Raw genomic sequence first — 15,297 nt, 5'->3', positions numbered from 1 at the left:
TTTGATGACCCCTTTCGTTTTTAGAATTTTGACTATTTTTGGCACTTCAGACTAAAAAGAGTATTGATTATTCAAACCCGACTAATTATGTCCCGTTCCTTCTTTCGTATATACGGCATTGCAATAGTTTATATTATATACTTAGTTTACGCTCAAAATTTACACGCTCAGCATGTTGTCTTAAAAACCAATGTTCTAAGTATTCTATCAGGCAATTATGGGGCTTCTGCTGAATTTGCAGTTGGTAAAAAAATTGGAATTAGCATCACTGGCAATTATGTCAGCACTAAAAAAGGGGACGATACTCAATTCAGTACAACAGAACATGAAACGGGATATAATGTCATTCCTGAAGCCCGGTTCTACCTTTCAAACCGGATTGATGGGGGCAGTTTACAAGGCTTGTATGTCGGGCCAAATTTGATTTATGAAAAACTTAAGGTAAAAATAACCAATCCCCAACCTGATTCAACCACAGTTGAAGGGCAGGTTACAAACTTTGGTTATGGGGTCATTGTCGGACATCAATGGATTTTCAAAGAGCGGTTTGCTGTTGATTTGTTTTTTAATCCTTATTTCAACTCCCCTTCTATAAGCGGAGAAATTGCCACTACTACACCCCAAAGATATGAAGGCAATCGTGGAATTCAATTTCGCAGAATTGGGGTAGCAGTAGGAATCGCGTTTTAATCAATAAAAAATTTTTACACCTATTTGTTGACTTTTTCCAACGACAAATCAGGGTTAACCCTGACTATATTAACAAATTTATTTTCCAGAAAATCGGTTCTGTTCAGTTTATTACCGCTTGTATATTGATGTGCAGATGCCGGTTCAAAAACAAAATCAGTAAAAATTCCTTTGGCATTCAGCTCTCCTGCAAATGTGCCAAACGTTTTTCCATAATTGTACAAAGCCCTTCCCAACCAAAGCATGGTGTCATAGCCCCGACAAGCATATTCTGAGGGCAACGTTTTAAAATTTGACAGATAGCTTTTTTTAAAGGCAAGATATTGAGCATCCTGTTTATCTAACCAAAATGGGAGTGGAATATGGAGATTCAAATTTGCAAAATATTCAAAATCAACCATATCAAAATTAAGCCAATTAGGCATACCAAAAAGCTTTATCCTATATTTTGAACGCAGTGAATTTAGTTTGGTAATTAAATCGTACACTAACAAAGGATCAAAGGATGTAACAACAATCATGTTCTCATCCAAAGGTGATAAATGCTGTTCTATTTCAGCAATACTTTGGTTTGCATAAATTATTTGGCTGACAGGTATATTATTTATATCCAATCCCGATTCTTTGCTCTGATGTCTGAAATGAAAAAACAGATTGGACAAACCGGTTTCATTAGATTTGCCGGAACAAATTGTAACAATACGTTTTTGTTCCTGACCGGAAGCAATATATTGATAAATTGCCGCACATTGAGCTTCAATAGAAGGATTAGCAATTAAATACCAGGGATTATCATGACAGATATTTGATGATGGGGAAAGTGGAGAAAGTTGGTAAACCTGGTGTTGACGGGCAAAATTAGCAACAGGTTTTAGTTCTCGATTGTAAACCGGCCCTACAATCAAATCGGCACTCATAAGTTCAGGAGTTTGGAGTAACCGGTTTACGGTATTTACATTGTTTTCGGTATCATACACATGAACCTGTAGCGAAACTCCCTCTTGTTTCAATTTCTCAAATGACAACAACATCCCCTCATAAAATTCAAGTGCTATTGTTGAAGATTCGGGTACTGAGTCATTAGCAGCATTGGGAATATAATCGGCAACTGAAAAAGGAAGCATGACGGCTATATTGTAAACTAAAGATTTTATTACTGCAGGTTTTTGAGGTTTTAATGCTTCCGGTGATTTCTCTTCAATTTTTATTTTAGTAGTATCCGGTTGCTTGTGTTCGACTTTTTTTTCAGTAGGATTTTCATAATTTTCAGGTGTTGGAGGCAATGCCGGTGGTTTTGATACCGGTAATTCAGGCTTCAAAACAATAGATTGGGTTTGCGTTTTTTTTGCCCCCGTCGAAAAACATGAATAATTTGTTGTGAGTATGCAAATAAATATCGCAAAAAAAAGGATATGCCTGATAGAATCAAAAGAACTCCTAATCATATTAAGAACATTGATGGCGTAAAATATAGCTGTGCAAGATTAAGCAAAATTAAGGAAATTGCCCGAATGTACTTTTAAACTTGATACTGACTGGCAACTTTTGCAGTGCAATAACAATGTATCGCTTATCAAATTTGTGGTTGTTTAATAAAGCAGTTTATAATTTTAAAGTACATAAATTACGGTTGTTTTGCTTAATTCCCGATGATTCCTGATGTCTGATTTATTAAATTCAGTTCAAAAGCATCAACCCATCCTTCATGACCAATTTGCGGTCCGACATATCAGCCAACTCTTCATTGTGTGTTACGATGATAAATGTTTGTTGAAATCTGTCTCTCAATTCAAAAAATAGCCGGTGAAGTTCCCGGGAATTATCCGAATCCAAATTGCCGGAAGGTTCGTCAGCTAAAATAACGTCCGGTTGATTGACCAATGCCCTTGCAACAGCAACTCTTTGTTGTTCCCCTCCCGATAATTCTGTAGGTTTATGTTCTAACCGCTGTCCAAGTCCTAAAAACAACAACAGATCTTTTGCTTTTGAAACAGCATCTGTTATACTACTACCCAACAAATACGCAGGAATACAAACATTTTCCAATGCTGTGAATTCGGGTAATAAATGATGAAACTGGAACACAAAACCTATATGTCTGTTGCGAAAACGTGCAAGTTCTTTATCGTTCAATTTGCTGATATTCTTTTGACCAATTTCCAAACTTCCACTGTCAGAACGGTCAAGTGTTCCTAAAATATGCAACAAGGTACTTTTGCCTGCTCCTGACGCACCGACAATAGACACAATTTCTCCTTTTTGAACTGAAATGTCAACACCTTTCAAAACTTTTAATGTTCCGTAAGACTTGGAAAGCTGCGTGCCTTTTACAATTTCCATCTTTATTTTTTGTATGTGCCAATCTTAATGCCTGCAAATATCTGTTTCTTTTGGCAAAAACTGTTAAGGATGAACTGTATTTTCAAGATACAACAACTAAACTTGGTTGTTTATGTTCTTAACCCCATCTTTGCAGCTTTAAAGTCAATTTTTCAATTCAACGGGCATGAATATACACAAACTGAGTATCATTATACCGGCTTACAATGAAGAAAACACAATCACTTCGCTGTTAGACAATGTCCGCAACGTTACTCTTGTCAACAATATACAAAAGGAAATTATTATCGTCAACGATTGTTCCAAGGATCAAACTGAAGCCGTTGTAAAGAATTATATGACTAATTATCCTAAAGCAGATATATGTTACTATAAACATGAGGTAAATAAAGGCAAGGGTGCAGCGTTGCACACAGGAATTGCCAAAGCAACGGGAGATTTTCTCATTATTCAGGATGCAGATTTAGAATATGACCCCCATGAATTTAATATTCTCCTTTCACCGGTTTTGCGGGGTGTGGCTGATGTCGTATATGGTTCTCGTTTTTTAGGTGGAAACCCCCATCGGATTCTTTTTTTCTGGCATACTATCGGCAACAAATTCCTGACATTTCTTTCCAATATGTTTACCAATCTAAATTTGACTGATATGGAAACCTGCTACAAACTGTTCAGATCCGATATCATCAAACAAATCAAACTGAAAGAAAACCGTTTCGGTTTTGAACCTGAGATTACCGCAAAAATTTCGAGGGTAAAAAATATCAGGATCTATGAAGTTGGAATTTCCTATTACGGGCGGACGTATGCCGAAGGAAAAAAAATCAACTGGAAAGACGGGTTTAGAGCTATTTACTGCATTTTAAAATATAACATTTGGGCTTAGCGCTTAGTTATACCATAGATAACCCATTGTTCCAGGCATCGAGAAGATTATGGATGGGTTGATTGATAATTTCCCTGCCTTCATAAATCACTGTCATATAGGGTTGCGGGATTACCTGACCGAGGAAATGTGCCTGACTGCCAAACATTTGTTCAAATAAAATTCTGTTCTGAGGTTGGACACTAACCACAAAACGGCTATGGGATTCTGAGAACAATAGGTCGTTTAATGAAAGTCCTTTACCCATATAATTGTCCAAAACAATCTGAACTCCAAGATTACCGCCAAAAGCACATTCTGCCAATGCCACTGCAAGACCACCATCCGAAAGATCATGGCTGCTTTCTATCAACCGGTTATTGTTGGCCAACATTACTTTTTGATATAGCTTCTTAGCCTCTTCCTTTCTCACCCTTGGTACATTTGCCCCTAACTCATTAAATAGTGAATAAAACTGAGAAGCGCCAAGTTCAGAATAAGTATGACCGAGCTGGTAAACTAAATCGCCTGCTGCTTTAAACTCGCTGGTTACAATATTTGAAATATCGGTAATTTTGGCAGCCATCGAATAAAGAATAGTCGGAGGTACTGAAATTTTTACCCCATCTGCCTTAAAATCATTTTTCATACTGTCTTTGCCGGAGGTTAGGGGGATGTCGAAAAAAGTGGCCATATCATATAACGCTTCACACATCTGAACTAATTTTGCCAGTTTTTCTTTCCCGTCCGGATTGTTTTGTTCGTCAAAGACCGAATCAGGCACACAAAAATTATCGTTCACAGACCAAAATATACCATCTTCGGGGGCGGTATTTGGCAAACTTCCCCCAACAGATATTATCTGACGGACTGCCTCGTCAAAAGCTCCGGCCGACATTTGATAAGCATCTATATCTCCATAATGAGGAATTATTCCATTTGAAACTGCAATTCCTTCCAACGAATCAAATGCCACCCGTACAACTGCTGCATCCTGAGGAGCCTTTCCTTTCGGACCCATCAAAGGTTTTAAAACCGTTCTTCCTTTAACTTCATGGTCATATTGGCGGATTACCTGCTCTCGGGAACATATATTAAAACTCCCCAACAGCTTTAACAACACCTCATTATAGTTGATGCCTTCGGGCAGTGCAGGTTCTTTTAGTACCGGTTTTTTATACTCAGCAACTAAGGTTTTTTGAGGAACTCCTTCATGCAGGAAGTGCATATCTAACAAAGCCACGGTTTCATTATTGAACTTAACTTCAAGATTGCCCGAGTTTGTAAACACCCCTATTTCGCTGAGTTCTACCTCCATACTTTGAGCCAGATTAAACAATTCTCTGACCTTAGTTTTTTCTACAACTATGGTCATTCGCTCTTGTGACTCTGAAACAAATATTTCCCAGGGTTTTAATCCTGAATACTTCAAAGGAACTTTTTCGAGGTGTATAATCGCCCCGTTGCTGATAGTTGCCAATTCTCCGATTGAAGAAGAAAGCCCTCCGGCTCCATTGTCAGTACTGCATTTGACCAATCCGGATGCACAAGCCCTTACCAAAAAGTCAGCCAATAGTTTTTGAGTGATCGGGCTTCCAATTTGAACGGCCGATTGAGGTGAATATTCATCAATTTCTACAGAAGAAAATGTCGCACCGTGTATTCCATCTTTTCCAACCCTTCCTCCTGCCATCAGGATAATATCTTCCGGATCTATTGGTTTTTCCCAGGCAGGTTTTCCATGGTAAAATGGCTCCATAATAGCTCCGGTTCCACAATAAACCAAAGGTTTTCCACCAAATCTTTCGTCAAAAATGATGGCTCCGTTAACTGTAGGTATTCCTGATTTATTTCCACCGTCTTCTATTCCGTGTCTTACTCCGTTAAATATTCTTTTCGGATGCAGTTGCCCGCTTAAAAGTTTGCCGCTAAAATCGGGTTTGCCAAAACAGAGCACATTCGTATTAAACAGCAATTTTGCACCACCAACACCTGTTCCGAGAGGATCGCGGTTATTGCCAAGAATTCCGGTGATAGCTCCTCCATAAGGGTCTAAAGCCGATGGTGAATTATGTGTTTCAACTTTCCAGACAAAATGAAGCCGGTCGTTAATTTTTACTACTCCGGCATTGTCCGAAAACACCTTTACCAGCCAGTGATTATTGAATGATTTAAGGTTTTCTGCAACTTTATCGGTTGCTCCTTTTATAAAGGTCTTAAATAAAGAATGAATTGTTTTGGAGGATTGAGTATCCGCATCAAAATAATGGATGATGGCATTAAACTCTTTGTGTTTACAATGTTCACTCCAGGTTTGTGCTAAAATTTCAAGTTCACAATCGGTGGGTGAAGCAGGCAATCCGGCCTGTTCGCGAAAGGTAATAGTTTCAGGGCTTTGGTAATAGGCTTGGATGGCTTTCATTTCTTCCAGATTCAAAGCAAGTAGCATTGTTTTGGAAAGTTGAACCAATGCCTCATTGGGAATATTCAGGTCAATTTCAGTAACAGTACTATCCGCTTTTACCCTGACTTCAGGAATATACAAATTTTCACTGTTCAGGACAGCGCTGGAAGAATAGTCGAAATGGTTGATTAGTGAATTGCCTAATTCCTGAGCTAATATTTTAAGATCTGCTTGTGGCAAGGAATTTTCAATGTAATAAATGTCCTGCGAAAATATATGTTGTGTGTTGGTATCTATATTGATATTTAAATAGTCACTCAACGCTTTTTGGGCTGATATTCCCTCGTCATCAGTAACTCCCGGAAGTTTAGCAATAGCAATATAAGAATGAAACCCACTTTGCGGCAACAATTCGTTCACATACATTTCATTGACAATGGAATCATTCAGGCATAACGTTGCAAAATCTTTTACCGTTTTCGGTTCCATTTCATAACCAATGCTGTAAACTTTGCTGCTTTTAACTTTTCCGGTATTAATTCCAAAATACTTTTTAGCCTTTTCAGCCAGTTGTTCGGCAGCTATATCGCGAATATGTTCCTGATATGATAAATGTATAAACTGGTATGTACTCATTTTTCCTCGATTGTTATGGCTGCAAAGATAGGAAATTAGTCATTAGTCATTTGTGGAAAAAGAATTGATATTCGAGAGAGAATGTGTCAATTTCTATGCAACCATAATAAAATAATATCAGACATATACAAGTGGTGGTAAGGAATTGGTCATCAACTTATTCTGATATTTTTTTCAACCTTAACCTATAAAAGTACGTTAATCAATAATCAAACAATAAACATTTATTGATACAGATTTTGCTCAATGTCCTGCTGTTTTTTTAGCCTGCAAGTTTCCATTTTTCTTGCGGGTTTTTTAGTTTTTTAAAAAACAATAAACTTACCAAAATGCTTAAAACATCTGTTTATTCTGCAATTTTGTTTTTATTGATTGCCAAATCTATTGTTGCTCAGCCTGTTTATTCCCACCAAAACTACAACTGGGAAGAATTGCCCGTATTGTATGATTTACAAGATGAAGAATCCACCGAGCCGGCAGTAATTATAAAAGACAAACGCATCATTGAGTTTTGTTATGATGAACCTACCGGTGCCCTTCTTCAGTATGAAACTGTTCACAAAATAGTTAGGGTAAATGATGATGCCGGGGTTGAAGGATTTAACAAAGTTTATGTGCCGATGCATAATGTGATACAATTCATTGAGTTAAAAGCTCGTGCCATTACTAAAGACGGAAAAGTTGTGGTGTTGAACAAAGACAATATCAAAGAGATTCAAGATGTAGAGGATTATGGAAGCTTGAAAATTTTTGCCATCGAAGGGGTCGAAAAGGGCGGTGAAATTGAATATTTCTATACAATTCAATCGTTGGTTACTGATCCTTACGGAAGAGAAATCATTCAAACCGACAATAAAATCAAAGAAGCATCAATTGACATTATATCACCCGACAATTTGGTTTTTGAAGCTAAATCTTACAATGGATTTCCTGAACTTAAACTGTCTGAACTTGATTCTACAAGACAATTAAGTGCAGTTGCCTTCAACATACCTGCATTATTTAACGAAGAATATTGCACTTATCGGGCAAATTTGATGAAAGTGGACTATAAAGTATCCTATAATACCGGATCCCCTCAACAAAACAGGTTATATAGTTGGGAATCGGCTACTGAAAATTTTAGCGATTTGTTGTATAGTTATACTCCTGAAGCCAAAAAAATGGTACAAGAGGAATTGAAAAAACTAAAAATCAAGAAACTGAACACAGACCAAAAAGTTATCAGGATTGAGCAATTTTTGAAAACTACGGTTTCGCTTGAAGACGGATCCGGACCTGAATTTAACGAAATCGAAAAAATGCTGGTCAATCGTTTTGCAAGTGAGTTGGGAATTGCCCGTTTGTTTGCAGCATTTTTAAAAGAAGCTGAAATTGATCACGATTTGGTCATCACGACCAACCGGAACAATGCCCGTTTTGACAAAGACTTTGAAAGCTGGAATAATTTTGTGGAAATCATCATTTATGTCAATCCAACCAAAAAGTATATTGCTCCTGATATGATTCAATTTCGGTATGGCCAACCACCCTATCAGTTTGCCAATAACTATGGATTTTTTATCAATCAGGCAAAAAAAACAGGAGTTGTGAAGTATATTCAAATGCCTGATGCAGAGTATAGCACAAACAATATTGATGCTACTATTAGCTTTGATCAGGGTTTCATGCCGACCGTTAATATCAGGCATGGCTGGACCGGTTACCGGGCAGCGGAATATCGCGTAATTACTCTTTTTCAAAAAGAAGAATTTGTAAAGGCGATTGTACTTTCCGGAATGGAAGATGCACAGCGTCCGAAATCGGAAGTTTTTAACGATAACCTTGAACTTTCGACTCAGCCTGAAAAAGAATTTTATATCACCTCACAATTCACAGCACCTTCGCTGATTGAAAAAGCCGGAAAAAACTATCTGTTTAAAGTAGGTAATATCATTGGCCCACAAGTAGAACTTTATCAACAGCATGAAAGGCAACATGATATAGACATGGATTATCCGGTATATTACCGCAGAAAAATTAAGTTCTCAATTCCCGAAGGATATAAGGTTAGTGGATTAGAAACCGCCAATATTGACCATTTTGTCGAAGAAAAGGGCATTAAAACCTGCCGTTTTGTTTCCGGATTCCAACAAAACGGAAGAGAAATTACCATCACTGCAGACGAGTATTACCAAAACATTAACCTCCCAAAATCTGAATATGAACCATTCAGAAAAGTCATCAATGCTGCTGCCGACTTTAACAAGGTAGTTTTGGTCTTTGAAAAAGATTAAGTTCAAGTCATTTCTACATCAACGCTCTAATATATGTCTAAGGAAATCAGCCCGATGCGCCGTTTGTTTCATTATCTCGGAAACTATAAAATCCGGATTGCCGGGGCAAGCGGAGCAAGCGTTTTAAATAAAATCTTCGACTTAATGCCCCCTTTATTTGTGGCATGGATTATTGATACTGTAAATGGTCAAAAACCCGAATGGATTCAAACCCTCTTAGGTGATAGTTCAGCTCTGAATATCGCAGCCTTTTTAGCAGGTTTGATTGTAATCATATTTTTTATTGAGAGTTTTTTTGAATGGGTGTATGAACGGGCTTTTAAACGTTTGGCACAAGATGTTCAGCATCAACTGAGAACAGACGCATACAATAAAATGCAGATGCGCGAAATCGCTTTTTTTGAAGAACAACGAACCGGAAACCTTTTATCAATTCTAAACAACGATGTTAACGAACTGGAGCGATTTTTAAACGGCAGTTTTAATCAAATCTTACAATTGATGGTGCTTTTGGTTTTTGCCATGATATCCCTGTTTCAAACTTCCTGGCAATTAGCTCTTGTTGGGGTTTTACCAATTCCCTTTATGGTAGCGATAGGAGCCTGGTATAAAAGAAAAATTGCACCGCTTTACACCGATATCCGGCAATCGGTCGGGGATTTAAACAACCGGTTGGAAAACAACCTATCGGGTATTGCAGTCATTAAGAGTTTTACCGCCGAAAACCTGGAAAGCCGCCGGGTAGAAGAAGCCTCTAAGGAATACCGCAACAAAAATTACGCAGCCATCGAATACAACAGTGCTTTTATACCTGTTGTGCGAATGTTTATTGCATTCGGTTTGGCGGCTTCCTTGTTTTGGGGAGCCTATTCTATCCTTCAGGGAACCCCTTTAATTACCATTGGACAATTGGCTTTTTTTGCCATGATGCTGCAAAGATTGCTTTGGCCAATCACCGGATTAGGTGGGGTGTTTGATTCTTACGAGCGCGCAAGAGCAAGTGCACGCCGTATTTTTAACCTTATTGACTCAACTCCAAAAATTGTAAGCCCCGTTCATCCAAAACCTTTTAACCATGTTGAAGGAAAAATTGAGTTGCGCAATGTATCTTTCAGTTACTTTGAAAAAATCCCGGTTTTAAGCAATATAAACCTTAAAATAGAAGCCGGCGCTATGATAGGTTTGGCGGGATTGACCGGAGCAGGAAAAACTACCCTCATCAAATTGTTGCTTCGATATTATGATGTCCAAAATGGTGCGGTTATCATTGATGAAACCGATGTCAGAGATGCCGATTTAACTGATTTAAGAAAAAACATCGCCCTTGTCAGTCAGGATGTTTACCTTTTTCATGGGACAATTTTCGAAAACATTTCCTATGGGCTGCCAAATGCGACCCCTGAAGCAATAGAAAATGCAGCTCGTCAGGCACAATTGCACGATTTTATCAGTTCTTTGCCTGAAAAATACCTAACGATTGTAGGCGAAAGAGGCATTAAGCTATCCGGTGGACAGAGGCAACGTTTAAGTATCGCCCGTGCAATATTGAAAAACGCCCCCATTCTTTTATTAGATGAGGCAACAAGTGCAGTTGATACAGAAACCGAAAGGGCTATTCAGGAAAACCTTTATCTGCTGACAAAAGATAAAACAGCCATTGTAGTTGCACACCGTCTTTCAACAATCCGACATGCTGATCATATTGTAATCCTGCATCACGGTCAAATTGCCGAACAGGGAACACATGAATCATTACTGGCGCTTAATGGCATTTATGCAGATTTGTGGAATGTTCAGATTGGAGAAATTGCTGTAAGTTAAATATTTAATCCGCGTCAATTTTTTAATGGCAATAAAACAACCGGATACATGTCTAATTTTGAACGGCTTTTGTACTACTTAAAACCATTTAAGCTACAAGCACTTCTGCACATTTTATTTAACCTGCTTTCTATCCTGTTTTCGGTTGTTTCTCTCGCAATGGTTATTCCTTTCCTTCGATTACTTTTCGACAAACAACCCCTTGTCCAAACAGCTCCCGAACATTTCAGCCTATCTATAGAATGGGTTCAGACGGCTTTTAATTACGGAATGACTCAACTTATCACACAATACGGTAAAATTGAGGCTTTACTTGCTGTTTGTATTCTCGTGTCGTTGATCTTTTTTTTCAAAAACCTCTTCCGCTATTTAGCCATGTATGCAATGGCAAAAATGAGAAACGGGACGATCCGGCAAATTCGTGCCGATGCTTTTGGTAAAGTTGTAGCGCTGCCTGTATCTTATTTTACCGAAGAACGTAAAGGGGATATTATCACCAGACTTACCTCTGATATACAGGAGATTGAAAACAGCATCATCAGTATGCTGGCTATCGCTTTTACCGAACCTCTGACCGTTTTGGCTTATCTGATTACGATGTTTATCATCAGCCCTCAACTGACTTTGTTTGTACTGATTATCTTGCCGTTGACCGGATTGATTATCGGTCAAATCGGTAAATCGCTGAAAAAAAAATCACATCAGGCTCAAAGCAAACTCGGCATGTTGATGACCATTATTGATGAAACCATCAGTGGCATGAAAGTCATCAAGGGATTTAATGCGCAACAAAAACAAATCAATAAGTTCGCAACCGAAAACGAAGTTTTTTATAAGTTGAGTAAAAATATGCTTCACCGCCGCGATTTGTCTTCACCCCTTTCAGAGTTTTTAAGTATAACAGTTGTGGCAATAGTCTTGTATGTGGGGGGAAGAATGGTTTTAAGTCAGTCGTTACAACTTGAAGCAGAAACTTTTATCTATTTTATAGTTGTATTTTCACAGATAATACCACCTGCAAAAACATTTAGTGCTGCTTACTATAATATTCAAAAAGGGCTTGCATCTGTGGAAAGAATCGCTAAAATTTTAGATGCGCCTATCGGCATCAAAGATCCTGAAAAACCGGTAGCTGTTTCGGGATTCCAACACCAAATACAATTTAACAATGTTTCATTTGCCTATGAAACTCAAACTGTGCTACAAAACATCAATGTAACCATACCGAAAGGTAAAATTCTGGCACTTGTAGGTAGTTCGGGAGCCGGAAAATCTACATTTGCAGACCTGATACCGAGATTTTATGATGTTACAAAAGGTGAAATCCTGTTAGACAACACGGATATCCGAAAGTTTGCCTTGGCTGATCTTAGAAACCTCATCGGTATTGTTACTCAGGAACCGGTTTTGTTTAATGATACCGTGTTTAACAATATTTCTTTCGGGGTACATCATCCGGTAACCGAGGACGAACTAATTCAAGCAGCTAAAATAGCCAATGCACATCAGTTCATTATGGAGTTAGAAAACGGCTATCAAACCATAATCGGTGACAGAGGTAATAAACTAAGCGGGGGAGAGCGCCAACGATTGACTATTGCAAGAGCGGTTTTAAAAAACCCTCCCATTTTAATATTGGATGAAGCCACCTCCTCACTCGATTCCGCTTCTGAAAAATTAGTACAGGAAGCCCTGTACAAACTAATGCAAAACAGAACCTCCATAGTCATTGCTCACCGACTTTCTACCATTCAGTTTGCCGATGAAATCTTAGTGCTTGAAAAAGGGCAAATCATAGAGCGAGGCACTCATGCCGAACTGATTGCTCAACAAGGGGCTTATAAAAGGTTTGTAGATTTGCAGGTGTTTTAAACCCTGCACTTTTATCATCAATTCGCTTTTTTCAGAAAAACAAACTATGAAAAATTAGTTCTGTGAATAGGAAAGTGTTTTAAAATCTTAGTTTTTGAAAAAATTTGCAGTTAAACGTTCAATCCTATCCATTGCCATCATACTAACCTGATAATTGCGAATATTGGTCAGGCTGCTACTTAAATGAGCCTGATCATTATACCATTTAGCCATCTGAATATTTCCCAATGTTGTATCCCATTTGCTTATTTCTGCCGGTGTCATTAGATTCCATTCTAAATTGTAGAATGTGTTATCAACTGTAACGTCAAAAATCAGCTTTTGACCATCCTGTTTAGTCATGGGAATTTTCAATTTTGAAATACTATGTGCCCCCTCGGAAAAGACCTTACCGGTAAAGCCCATTTCTGTAGTTAAGGCCACAAATGCCATTTCCCGTTCACTACACCAACCGAAAGTTGAAAAAGTGTCACATCTTTCAGCGTAGAATTTTGGATGTTCGGCCAACAAGTCGCTCAGGTATAAAAAAGGTTTGCGGTCAAGATCTGCGTAAGATCTGTATTTTTTATATCCGGTTGGCGATTCAACCTGAGTTAACGGAATTCCGGTTTTTACAAGTTTAATTTCGTGCCTTGGGTTTGGATTAATCCAATGCCAAAAGTACGGAATTTTAAGTATTCCGGCATTTGAGCAATCTGAAGCACTATTTGTGGTAAATAGCTGATGTAAAAACCAGACTGTTAAGTAATTTTTTTTATTTGCTAAATCATTGGCATCTATCTGATTATCGCTGCAAAAATTCAAATACTCACTTCCATGCTTTTCAAAAATGCTTTCAAAATGGTTGTTTGTCAGTTCTTTAAAAAAATCAGGAATATTGGAAGGAGGGTATGTATGATAAGTTATCTTTGACTCAACGGGTTCTTCAATTATAGTATTCTGGGTCGCAGGTTCTATGGTTCGGTTAGAGTTAATAAAATAAAAACCTGAAATAAACATCAATGAGATTAATAACAGTTTCATAAGAGTGGATTTTAAATAAAACATTTAAATTTTGTTGGTTACTTTAATCAATAGTTCTGTTAAAATTGTATCAAAAAGAAGATGCGCCGGTAATTCAAATCTAACTTCATACAACTCTCCTTTTCCTGATGAAAGTCATAACGTTCAAATAGTGAATATATTTTTAAGTTTTCGAGGACAGAAAAGTTTTCAATACAATTTGATGAAATTACTATGATCACTAACTAATAACAAATGATTGTACAAATTCTGTAAACTATCATTAAAAGTGTGCAGGATTCAAGTTATAAATTCAACTTTGTGTTTAATAAATTGATTAGGCGAATCAAAGTTCAATCTTTTTCTGGGTCTGTTGTTTATTTTTTCCTGATTGTCATGAATTTGCTCATCGGTTAGGGAGTTAAAATCAGTTGATTTGGGGATGTATTGTCTGATTAAACCATTTAGATTTTCACTAGCACCTCTTTCCCAACTATGATAGGGTCTGGCAAAGAAAAAGTTGATTTGAAGTTCGCTGGCAATGAATTGGTGATGGGCAAACTCTTTTCCATTATCTGCGGTAATGGTATGTAAAGAAGGTTTCCAATCCTGAAGCAATTGGATAGCGGCACTTGCCACTAAAGCCGCTTCTTTTTTAGCTATTTTCTTCATTCTAAGCATACCGGTGCATCTATCGTTGATAGTTACAATAGCCCCTTGATGGTTTTTACCAATAATGGTATCTATTTCAAGGTCTCCGAACCGCTCTTTGGCTGCCACCTCCGGTGGGCGATGTTCAATAGAAATACGGTCTTTTATTATTCCCCGTTTATCTTTAGCGGCACCCCTGTTGTGGTAGCGCTTGCCGCTTGTTCGCAGGTGAGTGAATAAGCTGCCTTTCCGCTTCTTGTCTGCCCATATATGCTGATAAATGCGTTCTGCCGACACACAAGCAACCCCCGCTTTTCGCGCTACACCTACAACTTGTTCCGGACTGTAGTCCTGAAACAACAATTCCTCTATATACCTTTGCATGGAAGAATCAAACCGGATGGCTTTCTTTTTCTCTTGATGCCGCTTAACACATTTGCGTTGTGCCAATTCAGGTTCATAAAACCCGCTCCGCTTATCGCAATTTCGCCTAAGCTCTCTACTAATCGTGCTTGGGCTTTTACCAATCGCTTCCGCAATCGCTTTTTGACTGTAATTTTCTGCTTTCATCATACTAATTGTGTACCTTTGGGATGCGGTTAAATGTTTCATTTATTAGCTTCTTTGGTCGGACAGCAATAAACGAACTTTTTTCCATTTAAGGGGGAGAGTTTTGGCTCTTCTCCTTAATTATTTTCCGTTTATGTCCAGTCCCAAAGTTGCATTTATGAATTGAATCT

At 38.0% G+C, this 15,297-nt stretch carries 10 protein-coding genes; 5 read left to right on the top strand and 5 right to left on the bottom strand.

Annotation, left to right across the window (positions count from 1 at the left end):
- The first annotated feature begins 87 nt into the window (after window positions 1-87).
- Window positions 88-690, top strand: a complete 603-nt coding sequence (locus tag IPM47_12210; protein ID QQS27646.1) for a DUF3575 domain-containing protein — start codon at window positions 88-90, stop codon at window positions 688-690.
- 20 nt (window positions 691-710) lie between these two features.
- Here IPM47_12210 and IPM47_12205 read toward each other — a convergent pair whose 3' ends face one another.
- Both IPM47_12205 and IPM47_12200 read right to left on the bottom strand, forming a co-directional pair.
- The gene (locus IPM47_12205; protein QQS27645.1) at window positions 711-2,009 is read right to left on the bottom strand and encodes an amino acid ABC transporter substrate-binding protein; all 1,299 of its coding nucleotides are present in this window, start codon (window positions 2,007-2,009) and stop codon (window positions 711-713) included.
- 358 nt (window positions 2,010-2,367) lie between these two features.
- Complete coding sequence (locus IPM47_12200; GenBank protein QQS31460.1) at window positions 2,368-3,024, bottom strand: ABC transporter ATP-binding protein; 657 nt, start codon at window positions 3,022-3,024, stop codon at window positions 2,368-2,370.
- Between the two features lie 172 nt (window positions 3,025-3,196).
- Between IPM47_12200 and IPM47_12195 the strand changes: the two genes are divergently transcribed.
- The gene (locus IPM47_12195; protein ID QQS27644.1) at window positions 3,197-3,916 is read left to right on the top strand and encodes a glycosyltransferase family 2 protein; all 720 of its coding nucleotides are present in this window, start codon (window positions 3,197-3,199) and stop codon (window positions 3,914-3,916) included.
- A 7-nt stretch (window positions 3,917-3,923) separates the two neighbouring features.
- Here the strand turns inward: IPM47_12195 and IPM47_12190 are convergent, their stop codons facing one another.
- Window positions 3,924-6,935: a phosphoribosylformylglycinamidine synthase gene (locus IPM47_12190; protein QQS27643.1), complete on the bottom strand. Its 3,012-nt coding sequence runs from the start codon at window positions 6,933-6,935 to the stop codon at window positions 3,924-3,926.
- 329 nt (window positions 6,936-7,264) lie between these two features.
- Here IPM47_12190 and IPM47_12185 point away from each other — a divergent pair, with 329 nt between their 5' ends.
- The 3 genes from IPM47_12185 to IPM47_12175 are packed head-to-tail and all read left to right on the top strand — an operon-like array spanning window position 7,265 to window position 12,904.
- Entirely contained in the window at window positions 7,265-9,211 is a 1,947-nt protein-coding gene (locus IPM47_12185; GenBank protein ID QQS27642.1) for a DUF3857 domain-containing protein, read from the top strand.
- 33 nt (window positions 9,212-9,244) lie between these two features.
- On the top strand, window positions 9,245-11,032 hold the full coding sequence (locus IPM47_12180) for an ABC transporter ATP-binding protein (protein QQS27641.1): 1,788 nt from the start codon (window positions 9,245-9,247) through the stop codon (window positions 11,030-11,032).
- Window positions 11,033-11,080: 48 nt separating this feature from the next.
- Window positions 11,081-12,904, top strand: coding sequence for an ABC transporter ATP-binding protein (locus IPM47_12175; GenBank protein QQS27640.1), 1,824 nt, complete (start codon window positions 11,081-11,083; stop codon window positions 12,902-12,904).
- Window positions 12,905-12,991: 87 nt separating this feature from the next.
- On the opposite strand, the gene IPM47_12170 is transcribed toward IPM47_12175, so the two are convergent.
- Together IPM47_12170 and IPM47_12165 are read right to left on the bottom strand one after the other, a co-directional pair.
- Window positions 12,992-13,927: a hypothetical protein gene (locus tag IPM47_12170; GenBank protein ID QQS27639.1), complete on the bottom strand. Its 936-nt coding sequence runs from the start codon at window positions 13,925-13,927 to the stop codon at window positions 12,992-12,994.
- Between the two features lie 279 nt (window positions 13,928-14,206).
- The gene (locus tag IPM47_12165; protein ID QQS27638.1) at window positions 14,207-15,169 is read right to left on the bottom strand and encodes an IS30 family transposase; all 963 of its coding nucleotides are present in this window, start codon (window positions 15,167-15,169) and stop codon (window positions 14,207-14,209) included.
- Window positions 15,170-15,297 lie beyond the last annotated feature (128 nt).

Source organism: Sphingobacteriales bacterium (genome assembly GCA_016700115.1).
Lineage (GTDB): Bacteria > Bacteroidota > Bacteroidia > Chitinophagales > UBA2359 > UBA2359.
Note: the sequence above shows the minus strand (reverse complement) of the source record. Positions and strands in the feature narration are given on the sequence as shown.